This window comes from Kitasatospora sp. NPDC089509, from assembly GCF_044749365.1.
In the GTDB taxonomy this organism is placed as follows: domain Bacteria; phylum Actinomycetota; class Actinomycetes; order Streptomycetales; family Streptomycetaceae; genus Kitasatospora.
Genome location: NZ_JBIVHS010000040.1, coordinates 45,602 through 64,634, shown reverse-complemented (window position 1 = coordinate 64,634; position 19,033 = coordinate 45,602). Strand labels below are relative to the sequence as shown.

Below are 19,033 nucleotides of genomic sequence, written 5' to 3'. Positions count from 1 at the left end.
TTCCGAACCCGGAAGCTAAGCCTCACAGCGCCGATGGTACTGCAGGGGGGACCCTGTGGGAGAGTAGGACGCCGCCGAACAATCATTCAGAAAAGCCCCTGATCCCTTCGGATCAGGGGCTTTTCGCATTTCCCTTGACGTATCGTCGGGGCATGGACGATCAGACAGCGGTCATTGCGAACAACGTGCTCCGCCCCGAGCAGCGCGACGGCGCCCTGCGCGTGCTGGCGGAGGCGCAGGCGGTCGACGGCCGGGCCGCCGTGTCCGAGCAGGGCCGGCTCCGGCTGCGGAACGCCGAGACTCCTCGCCCGGGCGTCACCCACGTCATCGAGACCGAGGCCGAGGCCGGGACCGGAACGGAGACCGTCGTCGGCTACGGCCAGGTCGAGGTGCCGGAGGCCGGGACCGCCAACCCGGCCGCCGAGCTGCTGGTCGACCCGGCCGCCCGCGGCCGCGGCCTGGCCCGTCCGCTGGTCGACGCCGTGCTGGCCGAGGCCCACGCGGCCGGCCGGGACGCGGTGGACTTCTGGGTGCACGGCGGCCACCCGGCGGCCCGGCACCTGGCCGGGGCGTACGGTGCCGAGCTGGTGCGCGAGCTGCGGCAGATGCGTCGGACCGGTCGGCAGACCGAGGCCGTGGCCGTCCCCGCGGGCATCGAGCTCCGGACCTTCCGTCCGGGGGAGGACGACGCGGAGTGGCTGCGGCTGAACGCCCTGGCCTTCGCCCACCACCCGGAGCAGGGTTCCTGGACGGAGCGGGACCTGGCGGAGCGGATCGCCGAGCCCTGGTTCGACCCGGCCGGCTTCTTCCTGGCCACCCGGGACGGCAAGGTGGTCGGCTTCCACTGGACCAAGGTGCACTCGGCCACCGCCACCGAGCCGGAGCTCGGCGAGGTGTACGTCGTCGGGGTGGACCCGGCCGAGCAGGGCAGCGGCCTCGGCCGCGCGCTGACCGCGGCGGGACTGCGTCATCTGACGGGTTCGGGCGCCGGCGAGCGTGGACTGGAGACGGTCCTGCTCTACGTCGACGCTGACAATCCGGCGGCCGTCCGGGTGTACGAGCGACTGGGTTTCACCGTCCACGAGGTGGACCTCATGTACCGCGCCCGGTACCGGGCCGCCCACTAGCAGCAGCTGCGGCACCCCTGCGGGAGCCCTGCGACACCCCTGGAACTCCTCTGCGGCGGTAACGAAGAGGTCGCGGGCGAGGGGCCGGACCCGGCTCCGCCTCTTGCTCCGACCGACTCAGCTTTCCTCCTGGCCATGCGGTGTTTACCGTGGATTCAATTGCTGCCGCGAAGATCACAGGATGAAGTCCGTAGTGTCTCGCTCGTGCAGAGTCGACCGCCCTTCTCCGGCCGGTCCTGTACGGACCGCGCCCGGTGGGTGGGCGTTGTCTCCGGGGGCGACCCGGGGCGAGGGCGACGGCCCGCAGAGCCAATCGCGTCCGGACGCCGTCCTGCTGGAGGAGCTGGAACCCATGAGCACCCCCCGCCCCGTCCCTGCCCCGGCGTCGCCGACGGCCCGGATGTCCACCGCCCTGGTCGTCCCCCCGGAGCTGCCGGCCTCGGACGAGCAGGAGTTCGAAGCGTTGCCCCAGGGCCGCTTCCTGGACCGTGAGCGCAGCTGGCTCGCGTTCAACGAACGCGTCCTGGAGCTGGCCGAGGACCCGGAGATACCGCTGCTGGAGCGGGCGAAGTTCCTGGCGATCTTCGCCAGCAACCTGGACGAGTTCTTCATGGTCCGGGTGGCCGGCCTCAAGCGCCGGATCGCCACCGGCGTCGCCCAGCGCAGCGCGTCCGGCCTCCAGCCGCGCGAGGTGCTGGACCTGATCTGGACCCGCTCGCGCGAGCTGATGGCCCGACACGCCGCCGCGTTCCAGCAGGAGGTGCTGCCGGACCTCGCCGCCGAGGGCATCGAGGTGGTCCGCTGGCCGGAGCTGGCGGAGAAGGAGCAGGCCCGGCTGCACACCCTGTTCCGGCAGAAGATCTTCCCGGTGCTGACCCCGCTGGCGGTCGACCCGGCGCACCCCTTCCCGTACATATCGGGGCTCTCCCTCAACCTGGCCGTGGTGGTCCGCAACCCGGTCTCCGGCCACAAGCACTTCGCCCGGGTGAAGGTGCCGCAGTCGCTGGCCCGCTTCCTGGAGGCCTCGCCCCAGCGGTACGTCCCGCTGGAGGACGTCATGGGCGCCCACCTGGAGGAGCTCTTCCCCGGGATGGAGGTGCTCGCCCACCACGCCTTCCGGGTCACCCGCAACGAGGACCTGGAGGTGGAGGAGGACGACACCGAGAACATCCTCAAGGCCCTGGAGAAGGAGCTGATGCGGCGGCGCTTCGGCCCGCCGGTGCGGCTGGAGGTCGAGGAGTCGATCGACCCCTACATCCTGGACCTGCTGGTGCGGGAACTGAACATCACCGATGCGGAGGTCTTCCCGCTGCCCGGGCCACTGGACCTGACCGGGCTGTTCGGGATCGCCGAACTGGACCGGCCGGAGCTCAAGTACCCGAAGTTCGTGGCCGGTACGGCCCGCGGGCTGACCGACGTCGAGTCGGCCTCCCAGCCGGACATCTTCGCCGCGATGCGCGAGCGCGACGTCCTGCTGCACCACCCGTACGACAGCTTCTCCACCTCGGTGCAGGCCTTCCTGGAGCAGGCCGCCGCGGACCCGGACGTGCTGGCGATCAAGCAGACGCTGTACCGCACCTCGGGCGACTCGCCGATCGTGGACGCGCTGATCGACGCGGCCGAGGCCGGCAAGCAGGTACTGGTGCTGGTCGAGATCAAGGCGCGCTTCGACGAGCAGGCCAACATCAAGTGGGCCCGCAAGCTGGAGGAGGCCGGCTGCCACGTGGTCTACGGCCTGGTCGGGCTGAAGACCCACTGCAAGCTGTCGCTGGTGGTCCGCGAGGAGGGCGACACCCTGCGCCGCTACTCGCACGTCGGCACCGGCAACTACCACCCGAAGACGGCCCGGGTGTACGAGGACCTCGGTCTGCTCACCTCCGACCCGCAGGTCGGCGCGGACCTCTCGGACCTGTTCAACCGGCTGTCCGGCTACTCCCGTCGGGAGTCCTACCGCCGCCTGCTGACCGCTCCGCGCGGTCTGCGGGACGGGCTGGTCTCGCGGATCCACAACGAGATCGCCCACCACCGGGCCGGTCGGCCCGCGTACGTGAAGCTCAAGGTCAACTCGATCGTCGACGAGGCCGTGATCGACGCGCTCTACCGGGCCTCGCAGGCCGGGGTGCCGGTGGACGTCTGGGTGCGCGGCATCTGCGCGATCCGGCCGGGGGTGCCGGGGCTGAGCGAGAACATCCGGGTGCGCAGCATCCTGGGGCGCTTCCTGGAGCACTCCCGGGTCTTCGTGTTCGGCAACAACGGCGATCCGGAGGTGTGGATCGGCAGCGCCGACATGATGCACCGCAACCTGGACCGCCGGATCGAGGCCCTGCTGCGGATCACCGACCCGGCGCACCGCGCCGAGCTGTCGGGGCTGATCGACCTGGGGGTGTCGGACGAGACCGAGTCCTGGCACCTGGCGCCGGACGGTGCCTGGGCCCGCCGCTCCCAGGACGCCGAGGGCCGCCCGCTGCGGCACGTCCAGGACCTGCTCATCGATTCGCGCCAGCGCCGCCGGGCCGCCACCTCGCGCTGACGCGTCCACTGATGCGAGCCGCCGGAACGGTCGGGGCCCCCGGGGCCCCGGGGGAGCCGTTCCGGCGGTCGGCCACCAGCTCCGGGGGAAGGTCCCCGGGGGAACGGGGATCTACCACGCCATGACCGAAGCGCCGATGACGGCCCAGGCGGCCTCCACAGCGACCGCCGGGGACATCCTTTCCCGCCAGCTCACCGCCCAGGCCGGGGCGTTCCTGCGCGCCCTGCCGCTCGCGGTGGGCGAGGTCGGCGCCAGACCGGGTTCGGCCGCGGCCGCCCCGGCGAGCGGCACCGTCGACCTGCTGGGGGCCGTCCGGCGGATCGGCGGGCTGCTGCACACCTTCGGGGCGGTGTTCGAGCAGGCCTGGGCGCAGGAGTCGCGGACCGAACTGCGCTGGCTGCTCAACCTGCTTGCGCTGGAGCCCGGTTACGTCCGTCGCTCGGCCCGGCTGCTGGGCGCGGTGGACTCGCTGAGCGGCACGGACCCGGAGGGGACGGGCATGCTGGCCGGGCACGCGGGCGCCCCCAAGGCGCGGGCGCTGCTGGACCGCCAGCTGACCCTGGCCCGGACCAGGGCGCACTCCACCGTGCTGCAGGAGCTGCGCTCGGCCCGGCTGCACGCGCTGGCGGACCGGATGACCCTGCTGGTCGGCGAGGCCCCGCTGCTGGAGGCGGCGGGCGGCCGGGCGGCGGCGGTGCTGCTGCCGCAGGCGGCGGCCGCGTTCACCGCGCTGGCGGCGAGCGCCCAGCAGCTGCCGCTGCAGCGGGCCGCGACGCCGTACGGCGGGGACGGGCTGCGCCGGCTGGGCGCGGTGCCGGCGGCGCGCGGCGCGGCGGACGCGGACACCGCGCTGGCGGCCGACGACGCGCCCTGGTCCCGGCTGCGGATCCTGGTGAAGCGGGCCCGGTACGCGCTGGAGGTGTGCGGCCGGCCGTCCGTCGAGCTGGACGAGCTGGACGCGGTGCTGGGCCGGCACCAGGAGGCCGCGGACGCCGCGGTCACCGCCGCGACCGCGGCGCGCACCCCGCGGATCACCCCGGCGACGGCCTACGTACTGGGCGTGGTGCATGCTGATCAGCGACTGGAGGTGGAGGCGGCGCGGTACGCCTTCGGCCGCCGGTGGCCCGAACTCCCGCCGGGTCTGGACGGTTGGCTGGAGATCCCCCCTGCCGAGGGCTGGGGGCATTCCCCCGCACCACGGACGGCCTGAATTGCGTGATCGCCTGAGCAGCGGGCAGCCGCCGGCCCCGACCACGGCCGGCGCGGGCCGCGCCCCGGTGGTGCTGGCGGCGGGCGGGGTGCTCTGGTTGCCCGGACGGCCCAAGCCGAGCGGTCGGCTGGGGCGGCCGCGGATCGCGCTGATCCACCGTCCGAAGTACGACGACTGGAGCCTGCCGAAGGGCAAGCTCGACCCGGGCGAGGGGCCGGTCGAGGCGGCGCTGCGCGAGGTGTGGGAGGAGACCGGTTTCCACTGTCTGCTCGGTCCGGAGCTGCCGACCCAGCACTACCTGGCGCAGGGCCGGCCGAAGGAGGTCCGGTACTGGGCGGCGGTGCCGACCGGCGGGGCCTTCCGGCCGAACCGGGAGGTCGACCGGATGGAGTGGCTGCCGGCCGGCAAGGCCCGCGCCCGGCTGACGCACGACCGCGACCGGTTGCTGGTTGACGCCCTGCTGGTGATCCTGGGGGCGAGGCCCGTACGGGCGTGCGAGGAATCCCCGGGCACGGAAGGGCGGAAGTGATCTTCTCGCGCCCGCGCCGTGACGCAACCGTTACTACGTGACGTAGTTTCCTGTCATCCGTTCGAGGTTCACTCTCCGTTCACTTGCGACCGGCTGACGTGTCACTTACCCGGCCTAACTTCGGGACTACCGGAGGGCCGAACGGGCCCCGGACCACAGCAGAACCCACGCCCGGCCGTGTTCCCACGGCCCCGTGCAACGGGCAATGCCACAGAAAGGGACACCCTGTGAAGCTCCAGCGGAACGGCCGCTCCAAGGCCCTCGCCATCGGTGCCATGGCGCTCGTCAGCTCGCTGTCGCTCGCCGCCTGCGGTTCGGACGACAACAACAACACCAAGGCGTCCGGTGGCTCCGGCGGTTCCGCCGCGGCCAGCTCCGCGGTCAACTGTGGCAAGGCCGGCACCCTGCTCGGCGCGGGCTCGACCGCGCAGGCCCCCGCGATCGACGTGTGGAAGACCACCTTCGGCTCCGCCTGCTCGGGCACCACCGTCAACTACAGCGGCGGCGGCTCCGGTGCCGGTGTCCAGCAGTTCAACCAGGGCAAGGTCGCCTTCGCGGGCTCCGACTTCGCGCTGAAGCCGGCCGACGTGGACGCCTCCAAGGCCGTCTGCACCGGTGGCAAGGCGATCGACCTGCCGATGGTGGCCGGCCTGGTCTCGCTGGTCTACAACGTCGAGGGCGTCGACAACCTGGTCCTGGACGGCCCGACCGCCGCCAAGATCTTCGACTCGCAGATCACCAAGTGGAACGACCCGGCCATCGCCGCCCTGAACCCGGGCGCCAAGCTGCCGGACGCCGACATCCAGACCTTCCACCGTTCGGACGACTCCGGCACCACGTTCAACCTGACGTCCTACTTCGCCAAGACCTCCGGTGGCGCCTGGACGGCCGAGCCGAACAAGACCTGGAAGGGCAACAAGGGCCAGTCCGCGAACGGCAGCGCCGGCGTCTCCGCCCAGATCAAGCAGGTCAAGAACTCGATCGGCTACGCCGAGCTGTCCTACGCCCAGACCAACAACCTGAAGAGCGCCAAGATCGCCACCGGCGCCGCTCAGCCGGTCGAGGCCACCGCCGCCAACGCGGCCCTCACCATCGCCTCCTCCACCGTGTCGGGCACCGAGGGCGACCTCGCGCTGTCGCTGGACTACGGCACCAAGGCCGACAACGCCTACCCGATCGTCCTGGTGACCTACGAGATCGCCTGCGACAAGGGCAACAAGGCCGAGACCCTGGACACCCTGAAGTCCTTCCTGACCTACACCATCAGCGACGCCGCCCAGAAGTCGATCGGCGACAAGGGCTACGTCCCGATGCCGGCCGCGATCGGCGACAAGGTCAAGGCCGCGGTCTCCGCCCTCGCCTGATCCGACCGGACACCCGTAGGGACGGCCCCGTGAGCGAGGGGGGCCGGGGCCGTCCCCACGGAACGCACCGATCCAGCACCACCGTCCGGGGCACCGCCGCCAGGGTGCCGTCCCCCTTCCGGGGCGGCACCACCAGACCGGAGTAGACCAATGACTTCATCCTCCCCTGCCGCCCCGCGAGGCAGGGAACGCCGAGCGCGCGACAGCCGCGTCGGCGACAAGATCTTCATGAACCTCGCCCGCGGTGCGGGCATCCTGCTGCTGGTCATCATGGCCGCGATCGCCGGCTTCCTGGCCTGGCGCTCGGGCATCGCGCTCAGCAACAACGACGGCAACTTCCTCACCACCTTCGAGTGGATGCCGGACGCCCCGAAGCCGGTCTTCGGCATCGCCGTCCTGGCCTTCGGCACCATCGTCAGCGCCCTCATCGCGATGGCGATCGCCGTCCCGGTGGCCATCGGGATCGCGCTGTTCATCTCGCACTACGCGCCGCGCCGGATCGCCCAGCCGTTCGCCTACCTGGTCGACCTGCTCGCCGCCGTCCCCAGCATCGTCTACGGCCTCTGGGGCGCGCTGTTCCTGGTCCCGCACATGGACGGGCTGACCAGCTGGCTCAACCAGTACCTGGGCTGGACGTACCTCTTCGACCAGACCACGAGCGGCCCGCCGCGCAACCTGTTCACCGTCGGCATCCTGCTGGCGATCATGATCCTGCCGATCATCACCGCGGTCTCCCGCGAGGTGTTCCGCCAGGTGCCGCGGATGCACGAGGAGGCGGCGCTCGCGCTCGGCGCGACCCGCTGGGAGATGATCCGCACCGCGGTGCTGCCGTTCGGCCGCCCCGGCATCATCTCGGCCTCCATGCTCGGCCTCGGCCGCGCGCTCGGCGAGACCATCGCCGTCGCGGTGGTGCTCTCCGCCAACAGCGTCCTGTCGCTGCACATCCTGGACGCGGGCGGCGGCACCTTCGCGCAGAACATCGCACTGAAGTTCGCCGAGGCCGGCAACAACGGCCGCGACGCGCTGATGGCCTCCGGCCTCGTCCTGTTCGTCATCACCCTCCTGGTGAACGGTGCCGCGCGACTGATCATCGCCCGCCGCAAGGAGTACTCGGGGGCCAACGCATGACCACCGTCACCACCGTCCCCGAGGACGCCCGGCCGCAGATCGGCCAGAAGCTCACCGCCAACCGGCTGCCCAAGTGGACCCCGCCCGTCGTCGCCGTCGCCTCGATCGCGGTCGGCTGCGGGATCGGCGCCGCCGCCGGCCTGGAGAGCCACCTCCAGTGGGGCCTGATCTCGGCCCTGCTCTTCCTGCTCGGCAGCTACCTGCTCTCGGCCCAGGTCGAGGGCCGCCGCCAGGCCAAGGACCGCTTCGCCACCTCGGTGGTCTGGGTCGCCTTCATCCTGGCCGTCGTCCCGCTGGCCTCGCTGACCGTCTACACGATCCAGCAGGGCATCGGCGTGGTGAACGGGAACTTCCTGAGCCACTCGATGAAGGGCGTCATCCAGTCCGGCCCCGGCGGCGGCATCTACCACGCGCTGCTCGGCACCCTCCAGCAGGTCGGTCTGGCCACCCTGATGGCCGCCCCGGTGGGTCTGCTCACCGCCGTCTACCTGGTCGAGTACGGCCGCGGCCGGCTCGCCAAGACCGTCACCTTCTTCGTCGACGTCATGACGGGTGTCCCGTCGATCGTCGCCGGTCTGTTCATCCTCTCGCTCTGGAACCTCGCCCTGGGCTTCAACTACTCCGGCTTCTCGGGCAGCCTCGCGCTGGCGATCCTGATGATCCCGGTCGTGGTCCGCTCCACCGAGGAGATGCTCAAGCTCGTCCCGAACGAGCTGCGCGAGGCGTCGTACGCCCTCGGCGTGCCGAAGTGGAAGACCATCCTGCGGATCGTCCTCCCCACCGCGATCGGCGGCATCACCACCGGTGTGATGCTCGCGGTCGCCCGCATCACGGGCGAGACCGCCCCGGTGATGATGCTGGTGTTCGGCGCCGACTACATCAACAGCAACCCGTTCGACGGACCGCAGCAGTCCCTGCCGATGTACATCTGGCAGCAGTACTCGGTGGTCAACAACGACTTCGGCTACGCCCGTGCCTGGGGTGCCGCGCTGGTGCTGATCGCCTTCGTGATGGGGCTCAACCTCATCGCCCGGGGCATCGCACGCTGGCGCTCGCCCAAGGCCGGACACTGAGCGACCGACTGACGTACGAAGACAGACGAGAGAAGCAACGATCATGGCCAAGCGCATCGACGTCAGCGGACTGTCGGCCTACTACGGCACCACCAAGGCCATCGAGGACATCTCGATGAGCATCGAACCCCGCTCGGTGACCGCCTTCATCGGCCCCTCCGGCTGCGGCAAGTCCACCTTCCTGCGCACCCTCAACCGGATGCACGAGGTGATCCCCGGCGCCCGGGTCGAGGGCAAGGTCCTCCTGGACGACGAGAACCTCTACGCCTCCAACGTCGACCCGGTCGCCGTGCGCCGCTCGATCGGCATGGTCTTCCAGCGCCCGAACCCGTTCCCGACCATGTCGATCTACGACAACGTGGTCGCCGGGCTCAAGCTCGCCGGTGTGAAGAAGAAGGCCGTCCTGGACGAGGTGGTGGAGCGCTCGCTGAAGGGCGCCAACCTCTGGAACGAGGTCCACACCCGGCTGAACAAGCCGGGCGCCGGCCTCTCCGGCGGCCAGCAGCAGCGCCTCTGCATCGCCCGCGCGATCGCCGTCGAGCCGCAGGTCCTGCTGATGGACGAGCCCTGCTCCGCGCTCGACCCGATCTCCACCCTCGCCATCGAGGACCTGATCGGCGAGCTGAAGTCGCAGTTCACCATCGTCATCGTGACCCACAACATGCAGCAGGCGGCCCGCGTCAGCGACCGCACCGCCTTCTTCAACCTGGCGGGCGTCGGCCAGCCGGGCAAGCTGATCGAGCTGGACGACACCCAGCGGATCTTCTCCAACCCGTCGGTGCAGGCGACCGAGGACTACATCTCCGGCCGCTTCGGCTAGAGCCGGACCCCAGCTGTCCCGCGGTGCTGCATGGCGGTGCCGCCGCGGGGCATGAAGAAGGGCCCGCCCCCCGAGATGTGGGGGGCGGGCCCTGCTCTGTTATTCGCCCGCTCGCCTCCGGTTGTGCCTCGGGGCGGGGGTCGCCCGCTCGCCTCCGGTTGCGCCTCGGGGCGGCTTTGGGCGTCAGCCCCAGAAGAGGTGGACGAACCAGTACATCAGCGCTGCGACGATGGCGGCCGCCGGCATCGTGATGAACCAGCCGAGCACGATGTTCTTGGCGACGCCCCAGCGCACCGCGCGGATCCGCTTGGTGGCCCCCGCGCCCATGATCGCCGCGGTGATCACGTGGGTGGTGGAGATCGGCGCCTTGAAGACGAACGACGTGATGTACATGATCGCCGCCGAGGTGGCCTCGGCCGCGAAGCCCTGCGGCGGGTCCAGCTCGATGATCTTGCGGCCGAGGGTCCGCATGATCCGCCAGCCGCCCGCGTAGGTGCCCAGCGAGAGCATCGTCGCGCAGGAGATCTTCACCCAGACCGGGATGTCCCCGGTGGTCTGGTGGCCCGAGATGGTGAGCGCCATGACCACGATGCCCATGGTCTTCTGGGCGTCCTGCAGACCGTGCGCCAGCGCCATCGCGGCGGCCGAGGCGGTCTGGGCGACCCGGAAGTTGCGCTTGGCGCGGTGCGGGTTGGCCCGGCGGAACAGCCAGAGGATCGCCAGCATCACGGCGAAGCCGCCGATCAGACCGACGATCGGCGAGACGATCATCGGGATGACGATCTTGTCGATCACCCCGCTCCAGATCACGTCGATGCCGCCGGCCAGCGCCGCGCCCACCATGCCGCCGAACAGCGCGTGCGAGGAGGAGGACGGCAGACCGAAGTACCAGGTGATCAGGTTCCAGGCGATCGCGCCGACCAGGGCGGCGAACAGGATCGCCATCCCCTGGTTGCCGGTGGGGGTCTCGATGATCCCCTTGGAGACGGTGTGCGCCACCCCGCTGCCCAGGAAGGCACCGGCCAGGTTCATCACGGCGGCCATCGCGAGCGCGGCCTTCGGGGTCAGCGCCCGGGTCGAGACCGACGTGGCGATCGCGTTCGCCGAGTCGTGGAAGCCGTTGGTGTACGTGAAGAAGAACGCAACGCCGATGACGGCGATGAGTGCTGCCATGTCCACGGGGGTCAGGACTCCTTGACGGCGATGGTCTCCACCGTGTTGGCGACGTGCTCGAAAGCGTCCGCCGCCTCCTCCAGGACGTCCACGACCTGCTTGAGCTTGAGCACCTCGATGGCGTCGTACTGGCCGGAGAACAGGTGGGCGAGCAGCTTGCGGTGGATCTGGTCGGCCTGGTTCTCCAGGCGGTTGACCTCGATCCAGTACTCGGTGAGGTTCGACATGCTGCGTAGGTTCGGCATCGCCGCGGCGGTGAGTTCCGCGGCCCGGGCCAGTACCTCGATCTGCTGCTCGACGCCCTTCGGCAGGGTCTGGATGTCATAGAGGACGACCAGATCGACGGCCTCCTCCATGAAGTCCATGATGTCGTCCAGCGACGAGGCCAGGCTGTAGATGTCCTCGCGGTCGAACGGCGTGATGAAGGAGGAGTTCAGCTGGTGGAAGACGGCATGGGTGGTGTCGTCCCCGGCGTGCTCGGCGGCGCGCATGCGCTCGACGATCTCCGCGCGGGCCGACACGTCTGATCCCAGCAGTTCCAGCAGGAGCTTCGATCCGACGACGAGGTTCTCCGCGGCGGCGGCGAACATGTCGTAGAAACTCGTCTCCTTCGGGGTCAGGCTAAAACGCACGGAATTCTCCGATGTGCGGGGTAGGGACTGAACGATGCTAGGTGCAACCGAGCACGATCGCGCAAATGGGGTGGTGGCCGGGGAGGCGGATCCTCCCCTTCCGTTCGTGCCGCACCGGATGGCCCGACCGCACGGTTGAACGCGGACGCGAGGCCCCAGTCTGACGGAACCTCGCCCGGATCGCCCTCGTCCTGCGCGCGCACGACCGGGGCGCCGCTCAGACGGGTGAACCCCGGCACGATCCCCACCAGGCGCTCCGGCACATGCCGGGTGGGCCGTCGGAACACCACACGGGGCCCCGGTGTTGGACACTGGTGGCCGACGCAGCCACCAGGCACTCAGACGAAGGCGGGCCGATGACCACGACGCAAGCGCGCACCGAGCCGGACCACACGCCCGGCACCGAGCCGCAGGCCGACACCCCCGCCGTCGCGGGCCACGCGGGTGGTCACGGCCCGCACGGCTACAGCGCCCAGAAGGACGCCCACCTCAAGCGGCTGCGCCGGATCGAGGGCCAGATCCGCGGCCTCCAGCGGATGGTCGACGAGGACGTCTACTGCATCGACGTGCTCACCCAGGTCTCGGCCAGCACCAAGGCCCTGCAGTCCTTCGCGCTCTCCCTGCTGGAGGAGCACCTGCGGCACTGCGTCGCCGCGGCCGCCGAACAGGGCGGGGCCGAACTGGACGCCAAGGTGGCGGAGGCCACGGCCGCGATCGGCCGACTGCTGCGCAGCTGACCCGCCGACGGACGGCCCGGCTTCCCGGTCGCTCGCCCCGCCGGCCACCGACCGCCGCTCGTCAGCCGTCGCCCTCCCGCTCGGCCCGGGCCGGATCCACCCGGTCCAGCAGCACCTCGTCGATCCGCTCGGTCGGCAGCCGGTCACCGGCGCTGGCCGTCGCGGCGATCATCAGCTCGCCGGCCAGCTCGATCTCGTCGAGGGCCGCGTCGTCGTGGCCACCGCTGCGGCCGCCCGTGGACGACACCACCTGCACCACCCCTTCAGTGCCTCGCCAGCCCGGGCGGCAGCCACCCGACGTCCAGCCTAGGCACTCCGGGGCCCGTCCACATGGCACGGACGGGCCATCTCGGCGCCGCCGAAACGGGTGGCCGTCGCTCCCCGGACGGCCACCCGCTCCGGCGGCGCCCCGCTTCGCCCCGGCGCCGGAGCGCTGCCCCGGGTGCTACTTCGGGCTCTCCGAGGGCTTCATCTGGTAGATGTCCGAGGCCGCCGGCTCGGCCGCCTCGACCGGCTTGCCGAAGTCCGACAGCGAGGTGGTCGAGGTGACCTTCACCTGGTCCTTGGCCTCCTTCGACCCGGCCACCCCGGCGAAGGTGAACACCTCGACCACCTTGTGCAGCCGGCCCTGGTCGTCCAGCCAGGCGTCGTACGGGACCTCCTTGACGGTGAAGGTCTGCCCGCCCATCCGCAGGCCGTCCCCGCCCCGGCCGCCGGTGGCGTCGGCCGCCTTGGCGAGGTCCAGGGTGCCCCGGTAGTGGTGCAGCGGGGTGCCGTCCACCGTCTCGGTGCCGACCAGGTCGGCCTTCTGCGCCCCGCGCAGCGCACCCGCCGCCGAGGCCGGGTCGGTGGCGCCGCCGCTGACCAGGTTGCCGTCCGGCAGCTGGCGCACGTCCAGCTTGACCCACTTGCCCTCGGGCACCTTCGCGCCGCTGTTCTGCAGGTAGACGGTGCCCGGCAGGACCACCTCGACGATCTTCCCGGTGGTCGCCGCGCCCGGCGGCACCTGGACCTCCAGCCGGCCGATCCGCTTCACGTAGTCGTAGCCGCCGGTCCCGGTGAAGGAGGCCTTCTTGTCGGCGGACTCCGTGACCAGCTCGGTGCCGGCGTGCGCGGAGCCGGTGCGGCCGGTGATGTCGGCCGCGTTGCGGACCGCCGTCAGCGGGTCGGCGGCCAGTTGGTCGGGGGCGCTCGACTGCTGGTCGGCGGAGCCGCCGCCGGAGTGGGCCGAGCACCCGGCCGCCCCCGCGGCCAGGGCGGCGGCCAGCAGGGCGGCCCCGGCCGCCGAACGCAGGTGCGGCCCCGGCCGGCGCGCCGACCGTCCGGTTCGCTGCTGGTCGGTCATCTTCATCCTCGCGACAACCCCCTCGGGCCCGACTGCCCTGCCGGACGCCGCAGCGGACAGAGCTCTTTCCGGGCAAACGAGTTGGAGCGCCAAGAGTTACGGGTCCGGGGTCCCGACGGGGTTCGCGCACCGGCCGCCCGGCGCGTTACGGTGAACAACGTGCACAGTGAGCTGCCGGTCGTCCCCGGCACCACCCCGATGCCCGAGCACCGTGTCGCGGTCAGTGAACGCGGTTCCTTCGCCTTCGCGACCTGCAGCTGCGGCTGGTACTCCGCCGCCCGCCGCTCCCGCGACCTGGCCCGCCGCGAGGGGGCCGACCACCTCGCCGGATCCGACGGCGACCCGGCGGACTAGACCACTCCCCGGCAGGGCCGGTCAGGCCGCGAGGTCGGACTCCGGCGGCTGCTCCTCGCAGCGCACCGCGTCGCGCCCGCGCCGCCGTCCGCGCGGGGCGGCGCCGCGGCCCTTGCCGCCCTTTCCGCCCTTTCCGTTCCTGCCGCCGCTGCCGGTGCGTTCCGGTGCCCGGATCAGCGGGGCGACCGCCGTCCGGGTCAGCGCGTGGCAGAACGGGACCAGCACCGCCATCGCGATCGGCGCCAGCAGCAGCACCACGGCGACGGCCAGCGCGAAGCCGCCGATCACGTCGGTCGGGTAGTGGACGCCCATGAACATCCGGCAGAAGCCCTGCAGCAGGGCGAGGCCCCCGGCGATCCAGCCCAGCTTCCGGTTCACCAGGAAGAGCGACACCGCGACCGCCATCGTCATGGTCGAGTGGTCGCTGACGAAGGAGTGGGTGCCCGCCTTGCCGTCCACCAGCACCAGCAGCCCCGGGTGGTCGACGAAGGGCCGCGGCCGGTTCACGATCGCGGCGATCGGCAGGTTGGCCAGCTCGGCGATCGCCACCGAGAGCGGCACCCAGAGCAGCCCGGCGATCGCCACCGGGGCGTCCGTCCGGCGCCTGGCCTGCAGCCAGCCCACCAGCCCGAGCATCCCGAGGCCGATCAGGATGCCGTACTCACCGATCCACGAGACCAGGTGGTCCAGCCACTGCGGGGAGCGCTTGGCCAGGCCGTTGACGGCGTAGAGCAGGCCGAGGTCGGGGTTGGTCGTGTCGGCAAGCGGCGTCGACACGCCGCACCTCCTTCTGGTCCGCTGCACCTGTTCGTTCCCGCCGGGGCCCGCCCGGCGCGGAAAGCTGACGAGGGACCACCGGACCCAACGTCATCGCCGGGACCAAGCGTTCCACGGAAACACGCGGTTATGGAAACTTGACTCAGCGTCCACAGGCCGCACACAGATCGACGGACGACTCAGCCGGTACCGGTGGTTCCGGCGGTACCGGCCGGTCCGTCGGGTCGGCCCGGCCCGGTCGGGGCGGGCGGGGCGGCGACCGCGGGCCGGGCGGGTGCGGCCGGGGTCGCGGGTGCGGCCGGCGTGGTCGGCGCCGTGGCGCCCGGGCGGCTCGGGGCGTTGATCGCACCGCTGTCGTTGTTGCGGCTCGGCAGCGCCTGGGCGCCGTCCGTGGTGACCCGGGTCGCCCCGAAGTACTCCTTGGTGTCGATCTTGTCGTAGCGGATCACCGCGTTGGTGTGCGGCGCGTTGATCATGTAGCCGCCGCCGACGTAGATCCCCACGTGGTGGATGCTCCGCGGGTCGCTCAGGTCGGTCGCGAAGAACACCAGGTCGCCCGGCCGCAACTGATCCCGCGACGGGTGCGGACCGGCGTACCACTGGTCGTTCGCCACCCGGGGGAGGGTGATGCCCACGGTCTGGAACGCGGCCACGGTGAGCCCGGAGCAGTCGAACCGCCCGTTCTGCCAGGGCGCCCCGTCACCGCCCCACAGGTACGGGGTGCCGAGCTTGGTCTGGGCGAAGTAGATCGCGGCGGCCGACTGCGGGGAGACCTCCAGCGGCGCGGTCGGCGTGGGCGGCGCGGCGAAACTGCGGGCCATCGCCTGGATGTTCCGCACGTAGCCCTGGGTCTCCTTGTACGGCGGGACGCCCCGGTTCTTCGTCACCGCGTACGGGCCGGCGTTGTAGGCCGCCAGCATGTTGGCCTGCGGATCGCCCGGCACCCCGGCGACGTCCTTGGCCAGCGCGCAGTCGTAGACCGCCGCGGTGGCGATCGCGTCGTACGGGTTCCAGACGTCCTTCCTGCCGTCCCCGTCACCGTCCGTCGCGTAGACCGGCCAGGTGTCCGGCATGAACTGCGCCATTCCCTGTGCCCCGACCGGGGATTGGGCCTTGGGGTCGAAACCGCTTTCCTGGTACAGCTGCGCGGCGAGCATCGGCGGGGAGATCTCCGGACAGAGCGAGCCCCACTTCTGGATCGCGTCCTGGTAGGCCGCCGGGACGGTGCCGGGGGAGAGGGCGGAACGATTCGCCGACTGCTGCGGCGTCCCACTTGCCGCATACGTCCCGATCGTGACCAGACCGAGGAACCCGAACGCAACAACTCCCGCCGCAGCGGCGGCCGTACCGGCCTTCCGGAGTACCATCAGCACCATCCCGACGAATCGTCAGTCGAAGTGTCCCGGAAGGCGTTGCTCACCGCAATCATCAGAGATACAAAGAGTGAGCGCTATCCTTCGTACGGTGGACATCCTCGCGTACGTGTCCGATGCCTCACGACCAATCCGCGAGAAGTAGCCAAGTCGACATCAGATCTGGCCAAGAATAGGCACCGACCCTTCGCGCGGGCGGGGTCCGGGCCCTTGAATTTGCCTGATCGGGCGGTGAGATGGAAATGAACCTGAGCAGCGTGCACACCTATGCGGTCGGCCACCTGGCCGAGGACCCTCCCAAGAAGCCGAATATCGACACCATCATCGGCGGGATCGCCCCGGACTGGGGCCCGTTCGCGAGCCTCGGGTCGGAGGCCCGGGTGATGGTCGAGGTCATCATGGCCGTCGCCATCCTCATCTGCCTCGGCCTCGCCGTCTGGGGGGCGGCCAAACAGCGGATCGGCGCGACCGCGATGCGGGACAGCTTCGGCGCCGAACAGGGCAAGGGGCTGATCGTCGCCGGACTGACCGGCGTGTTCATCATTGGATCACTCGGCACTCTGTTCACCATTGTCTACGGCATGGCTGTCTGACGATCGGACAGCAGTGACCCGGCCCGTCTGAGGGCAGGTCCTCCGCCCGGACCTCCCCGACGGGCCGACCCGCCCGGAGTCCACCCCCCGTTCCCACCCTCCGTCCGCGCCCGCCCCCGGACGGAGGGCCCCCGGAGCCGCCCCGGCTCCCCGCACCAGGAGGGCCGCCGTGCCGTTGTCCGACGACCAGCCGCACACCCGTACGCGGCTGCCGGTCGACGAACAGCCCTCGGCACTGCCGACCATCCGTCAGTCCAGGCCGCTGCGCACCCTGCTGACCGTCCTGGTGGTCGTCACCCTGCTCGTGGTCGCCATCTCCATCGCCAACCGCGGCAAGCCCGGCTCCGGCGGCAGCGGCGGCAGCTCCGCCGACCACGCGGCCGCGAACGCCACCTCCGGCGCCGGCCCGGCCCCCAGCGGCGACCAGCCCGTCGGCACCACCGTCAACGGCATCGCCTCCGGCTTCCCGCACAGCGAGCAGGGCGCCCAGTCCGCCGCGGCCAACTACGCGGTGGCGATCGGCTCCGCGGACATGTTCCGCACCGACAGCCGCCACACCATCGTCGCCACCATCGCCGACCCGGGCGCGGCGGGGGCACTGCAGAGCCGGCTCGACCAGGGCTTCGGCGGTGACACCGCCGCCCGCTACGGCCTCGACGCCCAGGGCCGGGCGCCCAAGGGCCTCACCTTCGTCAGCCGCACCGTCCCGGTCGGCACCAAGTCGACGGGCTACAGCGACGCGGACGCCAAGGTCGAGGTGTGGTGCACCGGCCTCACCGGCCTCGCCGGCGAACGCTCCGTCCAGCCGGTGACCGCCAACTGGTTCACCCTCGCGCTCTCGCTCCACTGGACGGGGAGCGACTGGAAACTCGCCGACTTCACCAGCCGGCAGGGCCCCGCGCCGATGCCCGGAGACCAGCAGGCCGCCACCGCCGACGAGATCACCGGCGCCGTGCAGCAGTTCGGGGGGTTCCGCTATGCCCGTTGACCAGACCACACACCGCTCGGCCGTACGCCGCGCGGGCACGCTCGCGGGGGCCCTGGTCGCCCTGCAGGTCGCGGCGATGCTGGCGGCCCAGCGGGTGTTCGCCGATCCCTCGCCGACGCCGAGCGCGACGCCCACCTGCCAGAAGGTCGACCTCCCGATCCCGGGCAGCGACGCCGGATGCGCTCCCAACGGAGCGGTCGTCGTCCCCGGGAGCGGCGCTGTAGGGACCGTCACCGACCCCCTCGGGTCGCTGGCCAAGGGCTGCGCCCAGGCCGCGGCCTGGGTGGTGCGGAACCTGTCGGGGGCGATCGACGGGACGACGTCGGTGGACTTCACCAACCAGTCGTTCCTGCAGCAGTACGCCGTGGTGTTCGCGGTGTCGACGGTGATCACGCTGGTGCTCTGGCTGCTGGCGGTGACCAAGCGGGCGGCGCGCGGGGTGCCGTTGACGACGGCGATCTCGGAGGCGATCGGCTTCCTGTGGCTGACCGTGGTGGCCTCCGCCTTCACGCCGCTGATCCTGTACACCGTGGTGAGCGTGACCGACGGGTTGACCAAGGCGATCGCGGTCGGGACGAAGTCGGATACCGGGACGTACCTGGGCGGGTTCGCCGACACCCTGGAGAAGGGGAACGTCGGCGGCGGTCCGCTGATCCTGGTGATCGTGTCGCTGGTGGCGGTGCTGGCGGCGGCGGCGCTCTGGATCGAGCTGGTGATCCGGGCGGCGATGCTCTACGTGGGGGCGCTGCTGGGGACGGCGGTGTACGCGGGGCTGGTGGACCGGCAGTTGTGGAAGCACGTGCGCCGGTGGGCCGGGATGATGCTGGCGGTGGATCTGGCGAAGCCGATCATCGTGATCATCCTGGGTCTGGCGGGCGCGGTGGCGACCGGTGCCGGGGCCAACGACGACTTCGCCCGGGTGCTGTCCGGGCTGGCGATCCTGTTCCTGTCGATCTTCGCGAGTGCCGCGGTGTACCGCTTCGTGCCGACCTTCGGCGACGAGATGCTGAACATGCGTCGGGCCCGGGCGAGCGCGGTGCAGGCCGGTTCGGCGATGATCAACGGCACCGCGAACCTGATGAAGCAGGGCATCACGACCCACGGCGACCGCGGTCCGCAGGCGGCCGGCGGGGGTGGCGGGGGTGCGGGCGGCGGCTCGGTCGCGCCCGGCATCGCCGCGCACGCCGGCCGGACGCCGGCCCCGCCGCCGCAGGCCGGGCCGCCGCAGGCCCCGGTTCCGATCCGCGACAGCAATCCAGCGAAGGGAGGGTGACGGGTAA

The 19,033-nt window shown here is 71.4% G+C and carries 19 protein-coding genes and 1 rRNA gene; 14 read left to right on the top strand and 6 right to left on the bottom strand.

Annotated elements, in window-relative coordinates; genetic code table 11:
* From rrf to pstB, 9 genes are all read left to right on the top strand, one after another.
* Nucleotides 1-80: ribosomal RNA gene (gene rrf, locus ACIP4P_RS42995) — 5S ribosomal RNA — on the top strand; the annotation flags it as partial.
* 72 nt (nucleotides 81-152) lie between these two features.
* On the top strand, nucleotides 153-1,127 hold the full coding sequence (mshD, locus tag ACIP4P_RS42990) for a mycothiol synthase (protein ID WP_400929290.1): 975 nt from the start codon (nucleotides 153-155) through the stop codon (nucleotides 1,125-1,127).
* 343 nt (nucleotides 1,128-1,470) lie between these two features.
* Nucleotides 1,471-3,657: an RNA degradosome polyphosphate kinase gene (locus ACIP4P_RS42985; protein ID WP_400929300.1), complete on the top strand. Its 2,187-nt coding sequence runs from the start codon at nucleotides 1,471-1,473 to the stop codon at nucleotides 3,655-3,657.
* 121 nt (nucleotides 3,658-3,778) lie between these two features.
* Nucleotides 3,779-4,867 carry a CHAD domain-containing protein gene (locus tag ACIP4P_RS42980; RefSeq protein WP_400929287.1) on the top strand — a complete coding sequence of 363 codons (1,089 nt, stop codon included), beginning with the start codon at nucleotides 3,779-3,781 and terminating at the stop codon, nucleotides 4,865-4,867.
* Between the two features lie 67 nt (nucleotides 4,868-4,934).
* Nucleotides 4,935-5,396, top strand: a complete 462-nt coding sequence (locus tag ACIP4P_RS42975) for an NUDIX hydrolase (RefSeq protein WP_400929297.1) — start codon at nucleotides 4,935-4,937, stop codon at nucleotides 5,394-5,396.
* Between the two features lie 227 nt (nucleotides 5,397-5,623).
* Nucleotides 5,624-6,760 (top strand): phosphate ABC transporter substrate-binding protein PstS, encoded by a 1,137-nt coding sequence (gene pstS / locus ACIP4P_RS42970; protein ID WP_350517193.1) that lies wholly within the window; start codon nucleotides 5,624-5,626, stop codon nucleotides 6,758-6,760.
* Between the two features lie 150 nt (nucleotides 6,761-6,910).
* Complete coding sequence (gene pstC / locus ACIP4P_RS42965) at nucleotides 6,911-7,888, top strand: phosphate ABC transporter permease subunit PstC (protein WP_350517194.1); 978 nt, start codon at nucleotides 6,911-6,913, stop codon at nucleotides 7,886-7,888.
* Entirely contained in the window at nucleotides 7,885-8,961 is a 1,077-nt protein-coding gene (gene pstA / locus ACIP4P_RS42960; RefSeq protein ID WP_350517195.1) for a phosphate ABC transporter permease PstA, read from the top strand. Before pstC ends, pstA begins: the two co-directional genes overlap by 4 nt.
* A gap of 43 nt (nucleotides 8,962-9,004) precedes the next feature.
* A complete protein-coding gene (gene pstB, locus ACIP4P_RS42955; RefSeq protein ID WP_350517196.1) occupies nucleotides 9,005-9,781 on the top strand; it encodes a phosphate ABC transporter ATP-binding protein PstB in 777 nt (258 codons plus the stop codon).
* A gap of 183 nt (nucleotides 9,782-9,964) precedes the next feature.
* On the opposite strand, the gene ACIP4P_RS42950 is transcribed toward pstB, so the two are convergent.
* A complete protein-coding gene (locus ACIP4P_RS42950) occupies nucleotides 9,965-10,960 on the bottom strand; it encodes an inorganic phosphate transporter (protein WP_350517197.1) in 996 nt (331 codons plus the stop codon).
* Between the two features lie 5 nt (nucleotides 10,961-10,965).
* A complete protein-coding gene (locus ACIP4P_RS42945; RefSeq protein ID WP_188298808.1) occupies nucleotides 10,966-11,586 on the bottom strand; it encodes a DUF47 domain-containing protein in 621 nt (206 codons plus the stop codon).
* Between the two features lie 356 nt (nucleotides 11,587-11,942).
* Between ACIP4P_RS42945 and ACIP4P_RS42940 the strand changes: the two genes are divergently transcribed.
* Nucleotides 11,943-12,323 (top strand): metal-sensitive transcriptional regulator, encoded by a 381-nt coding sequence (locus ACIP4P_RS42940; protein WP_400929275.1) that lies wholly within the window; start codon nucleotides 11,943-11,945, stop codon nucleotides 12,321-12,323.
* 61 nt (nucleotides 12,324-12,384) lie between these two features.
* Here the strand turns inward: ACIP4P_RS42940 and ACIP4P_RS42935 are convergent, their stop codons facing one another.
* Together ACIP4P_RS42935 and ACIP4P_RS42930 are read right to left on the bottom strand one after the other, a co-directional pair.
* Entirely contained in the window at nucleotides 12,385-12,573 is a 189-nt protein-coding gene (locus ACIP4P_RS42935; RefSeq protein ID WP_400929272.1) for a hypothetical protein, read from the bottom strand.
* 195 nt (nucleotides 12,574-12,768) lie between these two features.
* Nucleotides 12,769-13,668 carry a hypothetical protein gene (locus ACIP4P_RS42930; protein WP_400929269.1) on the bottom strand — a complete coding sequence of 300 codons (900 nt, stop codon included), beginning with the start codon at nucleotides 13,666-13,668 and terminating at the stop codon, nucleotides 12,769-12,771.
* 159 nt (nucleotides 13,669-13,827) lie between these two features.
* Between ACIP4P_RS42930 and ACIP4P_RS42925 the strand changes: the two genes are divergently transcribed.
* The gene (locus tag ACIP4P_RS42925; RefSeq protein WP_400929266.1) at nucleotides 13,828-14,022 is read left to right on the top strand and encodes a hypothetical protein; all 195 of its coding nucleotides are present in this window, start codon (nucleotides 13,828-13,830) and stop codon (nucleotides 14,020-14,022) included.
* Nucleotides 14,023-14,043: 21 nt separating this feature from the next.
* Here ACIP4P_RS42925 and ACIP4P_RS42920 read toward each other — a convergent pair whose 3' ends face one another.
* Both ACIP4P_RS42920 and ACIP4P_RS42915 read right to left on the bottom strand, forming a co-directional pair.
* Nucleotides 14,044-14,799 carry a phosphatase PAP2 family protein gene (locus tag ACIP4P_RS42920; RefSeq protein ID WP_400929263.1) on the bottom strand — a complete coding sequence of 252 codons (756 nt, stop codon included), beginning with the start codon at nucleotides 14,797-14,799 and terminating at the stop codon, nucleotides 14,044-14,046.
* Nucleotides 14,800-14,978: 179 nt separating this feature from the next.
* Nucleotides 14,979-16,166: an NlpC/P60 family protein gene (locus ACIP4P_RS42915; protein ID WP_400929295.1), complete on the bottom strand. Its 1,188-nt coding sequence runs from the start codon at nucleotides 16,164-16,166 to the stop codon at nucleotides 14,979-14,981.
* Nucleotides 16,167-16,414: 248 nt separating this feature from the next.
* Between ACIP4P_RS42915 and ACIP4P_RS42910 the strand changes: the two genes are divergently transcribed.
* From ACIP4P_RS42910 to ACIP4P_RS42900, 3 genes are all read left to right on the top strand, one after another.
* Nucleotides 16,415-16,765, top strand: coding sequence for a hypothetical protein (locus ACIP4P_RS42910; protein WP_350517202.1), 351 nt, complete (start codon nucleotides 16,415-16,417; stop codon nucleotides 16,763-16,765).
* Nucleotides 16,766-16,934: 169 nt separating this feature from the next.
* Nucleotides 16,935-17,753 carry a hypothetical protein gene (locus ACIP4P_RS42905; RefSeq protein WP_400929260.1) on the top strand — a complete coding sequence of 273 codons (819 nt, stop codon included), beginning with the start codon at nucleotides 16,935-16,937 and terminating at the stop codon, nucleotides 17,751-17,753.
* Nucleotides 17,743-19,026, top strand: coding sequence for a hypothetical protein (locus ACIP4P_RS42900; RefSeq protein WP_400929257.1), 1,284 nt, complete (start codon nucleotides 17,743-17,745; stop codon nucleotides 19,024-19,026). Before ACIP4P_RS42905 ends, ACIP4P_RS42900 begins: the two co-directional genes overlap by 11 nt.
* The last annotated feature ends 7 nt before the right edge of the window (nucleotides 19,027-19,033 follow it).

Bases quoted from the DNA above. Each gene is read 5' to 3' on its own strand.
- mshD (WP_400929290.1), top strand. From the start codon at position 153: ATGGACGATCAGACAGCGGTCATTGCGAACAACGTGCTCCGCCCCGAG.
- ACIP4P_RS42980 (WP_400929287.1), top strand. From the start codon at position 3,779: ATGACCGAAGCGCCGATGACGGCCCAGGCGGCCTCCACAGCGACCGCC.
- pstC (WP_350517194.1), top strand. From the start codon at position 6,911: ATGACTTCATCCTCCCCTGCCGCCCCGCGAGGCAGGGAACGCCGAGCG.
- pstA (WP_350517195.1), top strand. From the start codon at position 7,885: ATGACCACCGTCACCACCGTCCCCGAGGACGCCCGGCCGCAGATCGGC.
- pstB (WP_350517196.1), top strand. From the start codon at position 9,005: ATGGCCAAGCGCATCGACGTCAGCGGACTGTCGGCCTACTACGGCACC.
- ACIP4P_RS42940 (WP_400929275.1), top strand. From the start codon at position 11,943: ATGACCACGACGCAAGCGCGCACCGAGCCGGACCACACGCCCGGCACC.
- ACIP4P_RS42930 (WP_400929269.1), bottom strand. From the start codon at position 13,668: ATGACCGACCAGCAGCGAACCGGACGGTCGGCGCGCCGGCCGGGGCCG.
- ACIP4P_RS42915 (WP_400929295.1), bottom strand. From the start codon at position 16,166: ATGGTACTCCGGAAGGCCGGTACGGCCGCCGCTGCGGCGGGAGTTGTT.
- ACIP4P_RS42910 (WP_350517202.1), top strand. From the start codon at position 16,415: ATGAACCTGAGCAGCGTGCACACCTATGCGGTCGGCCACCTGGCCGAG.
- ACIP4P_RS42900 (WP_400929257.1), top strand. From the start codon at position 17,743: ATGCCCGTTGACCAGACCACACACCGCTCGGCCGTACGCCGCGCGGGC.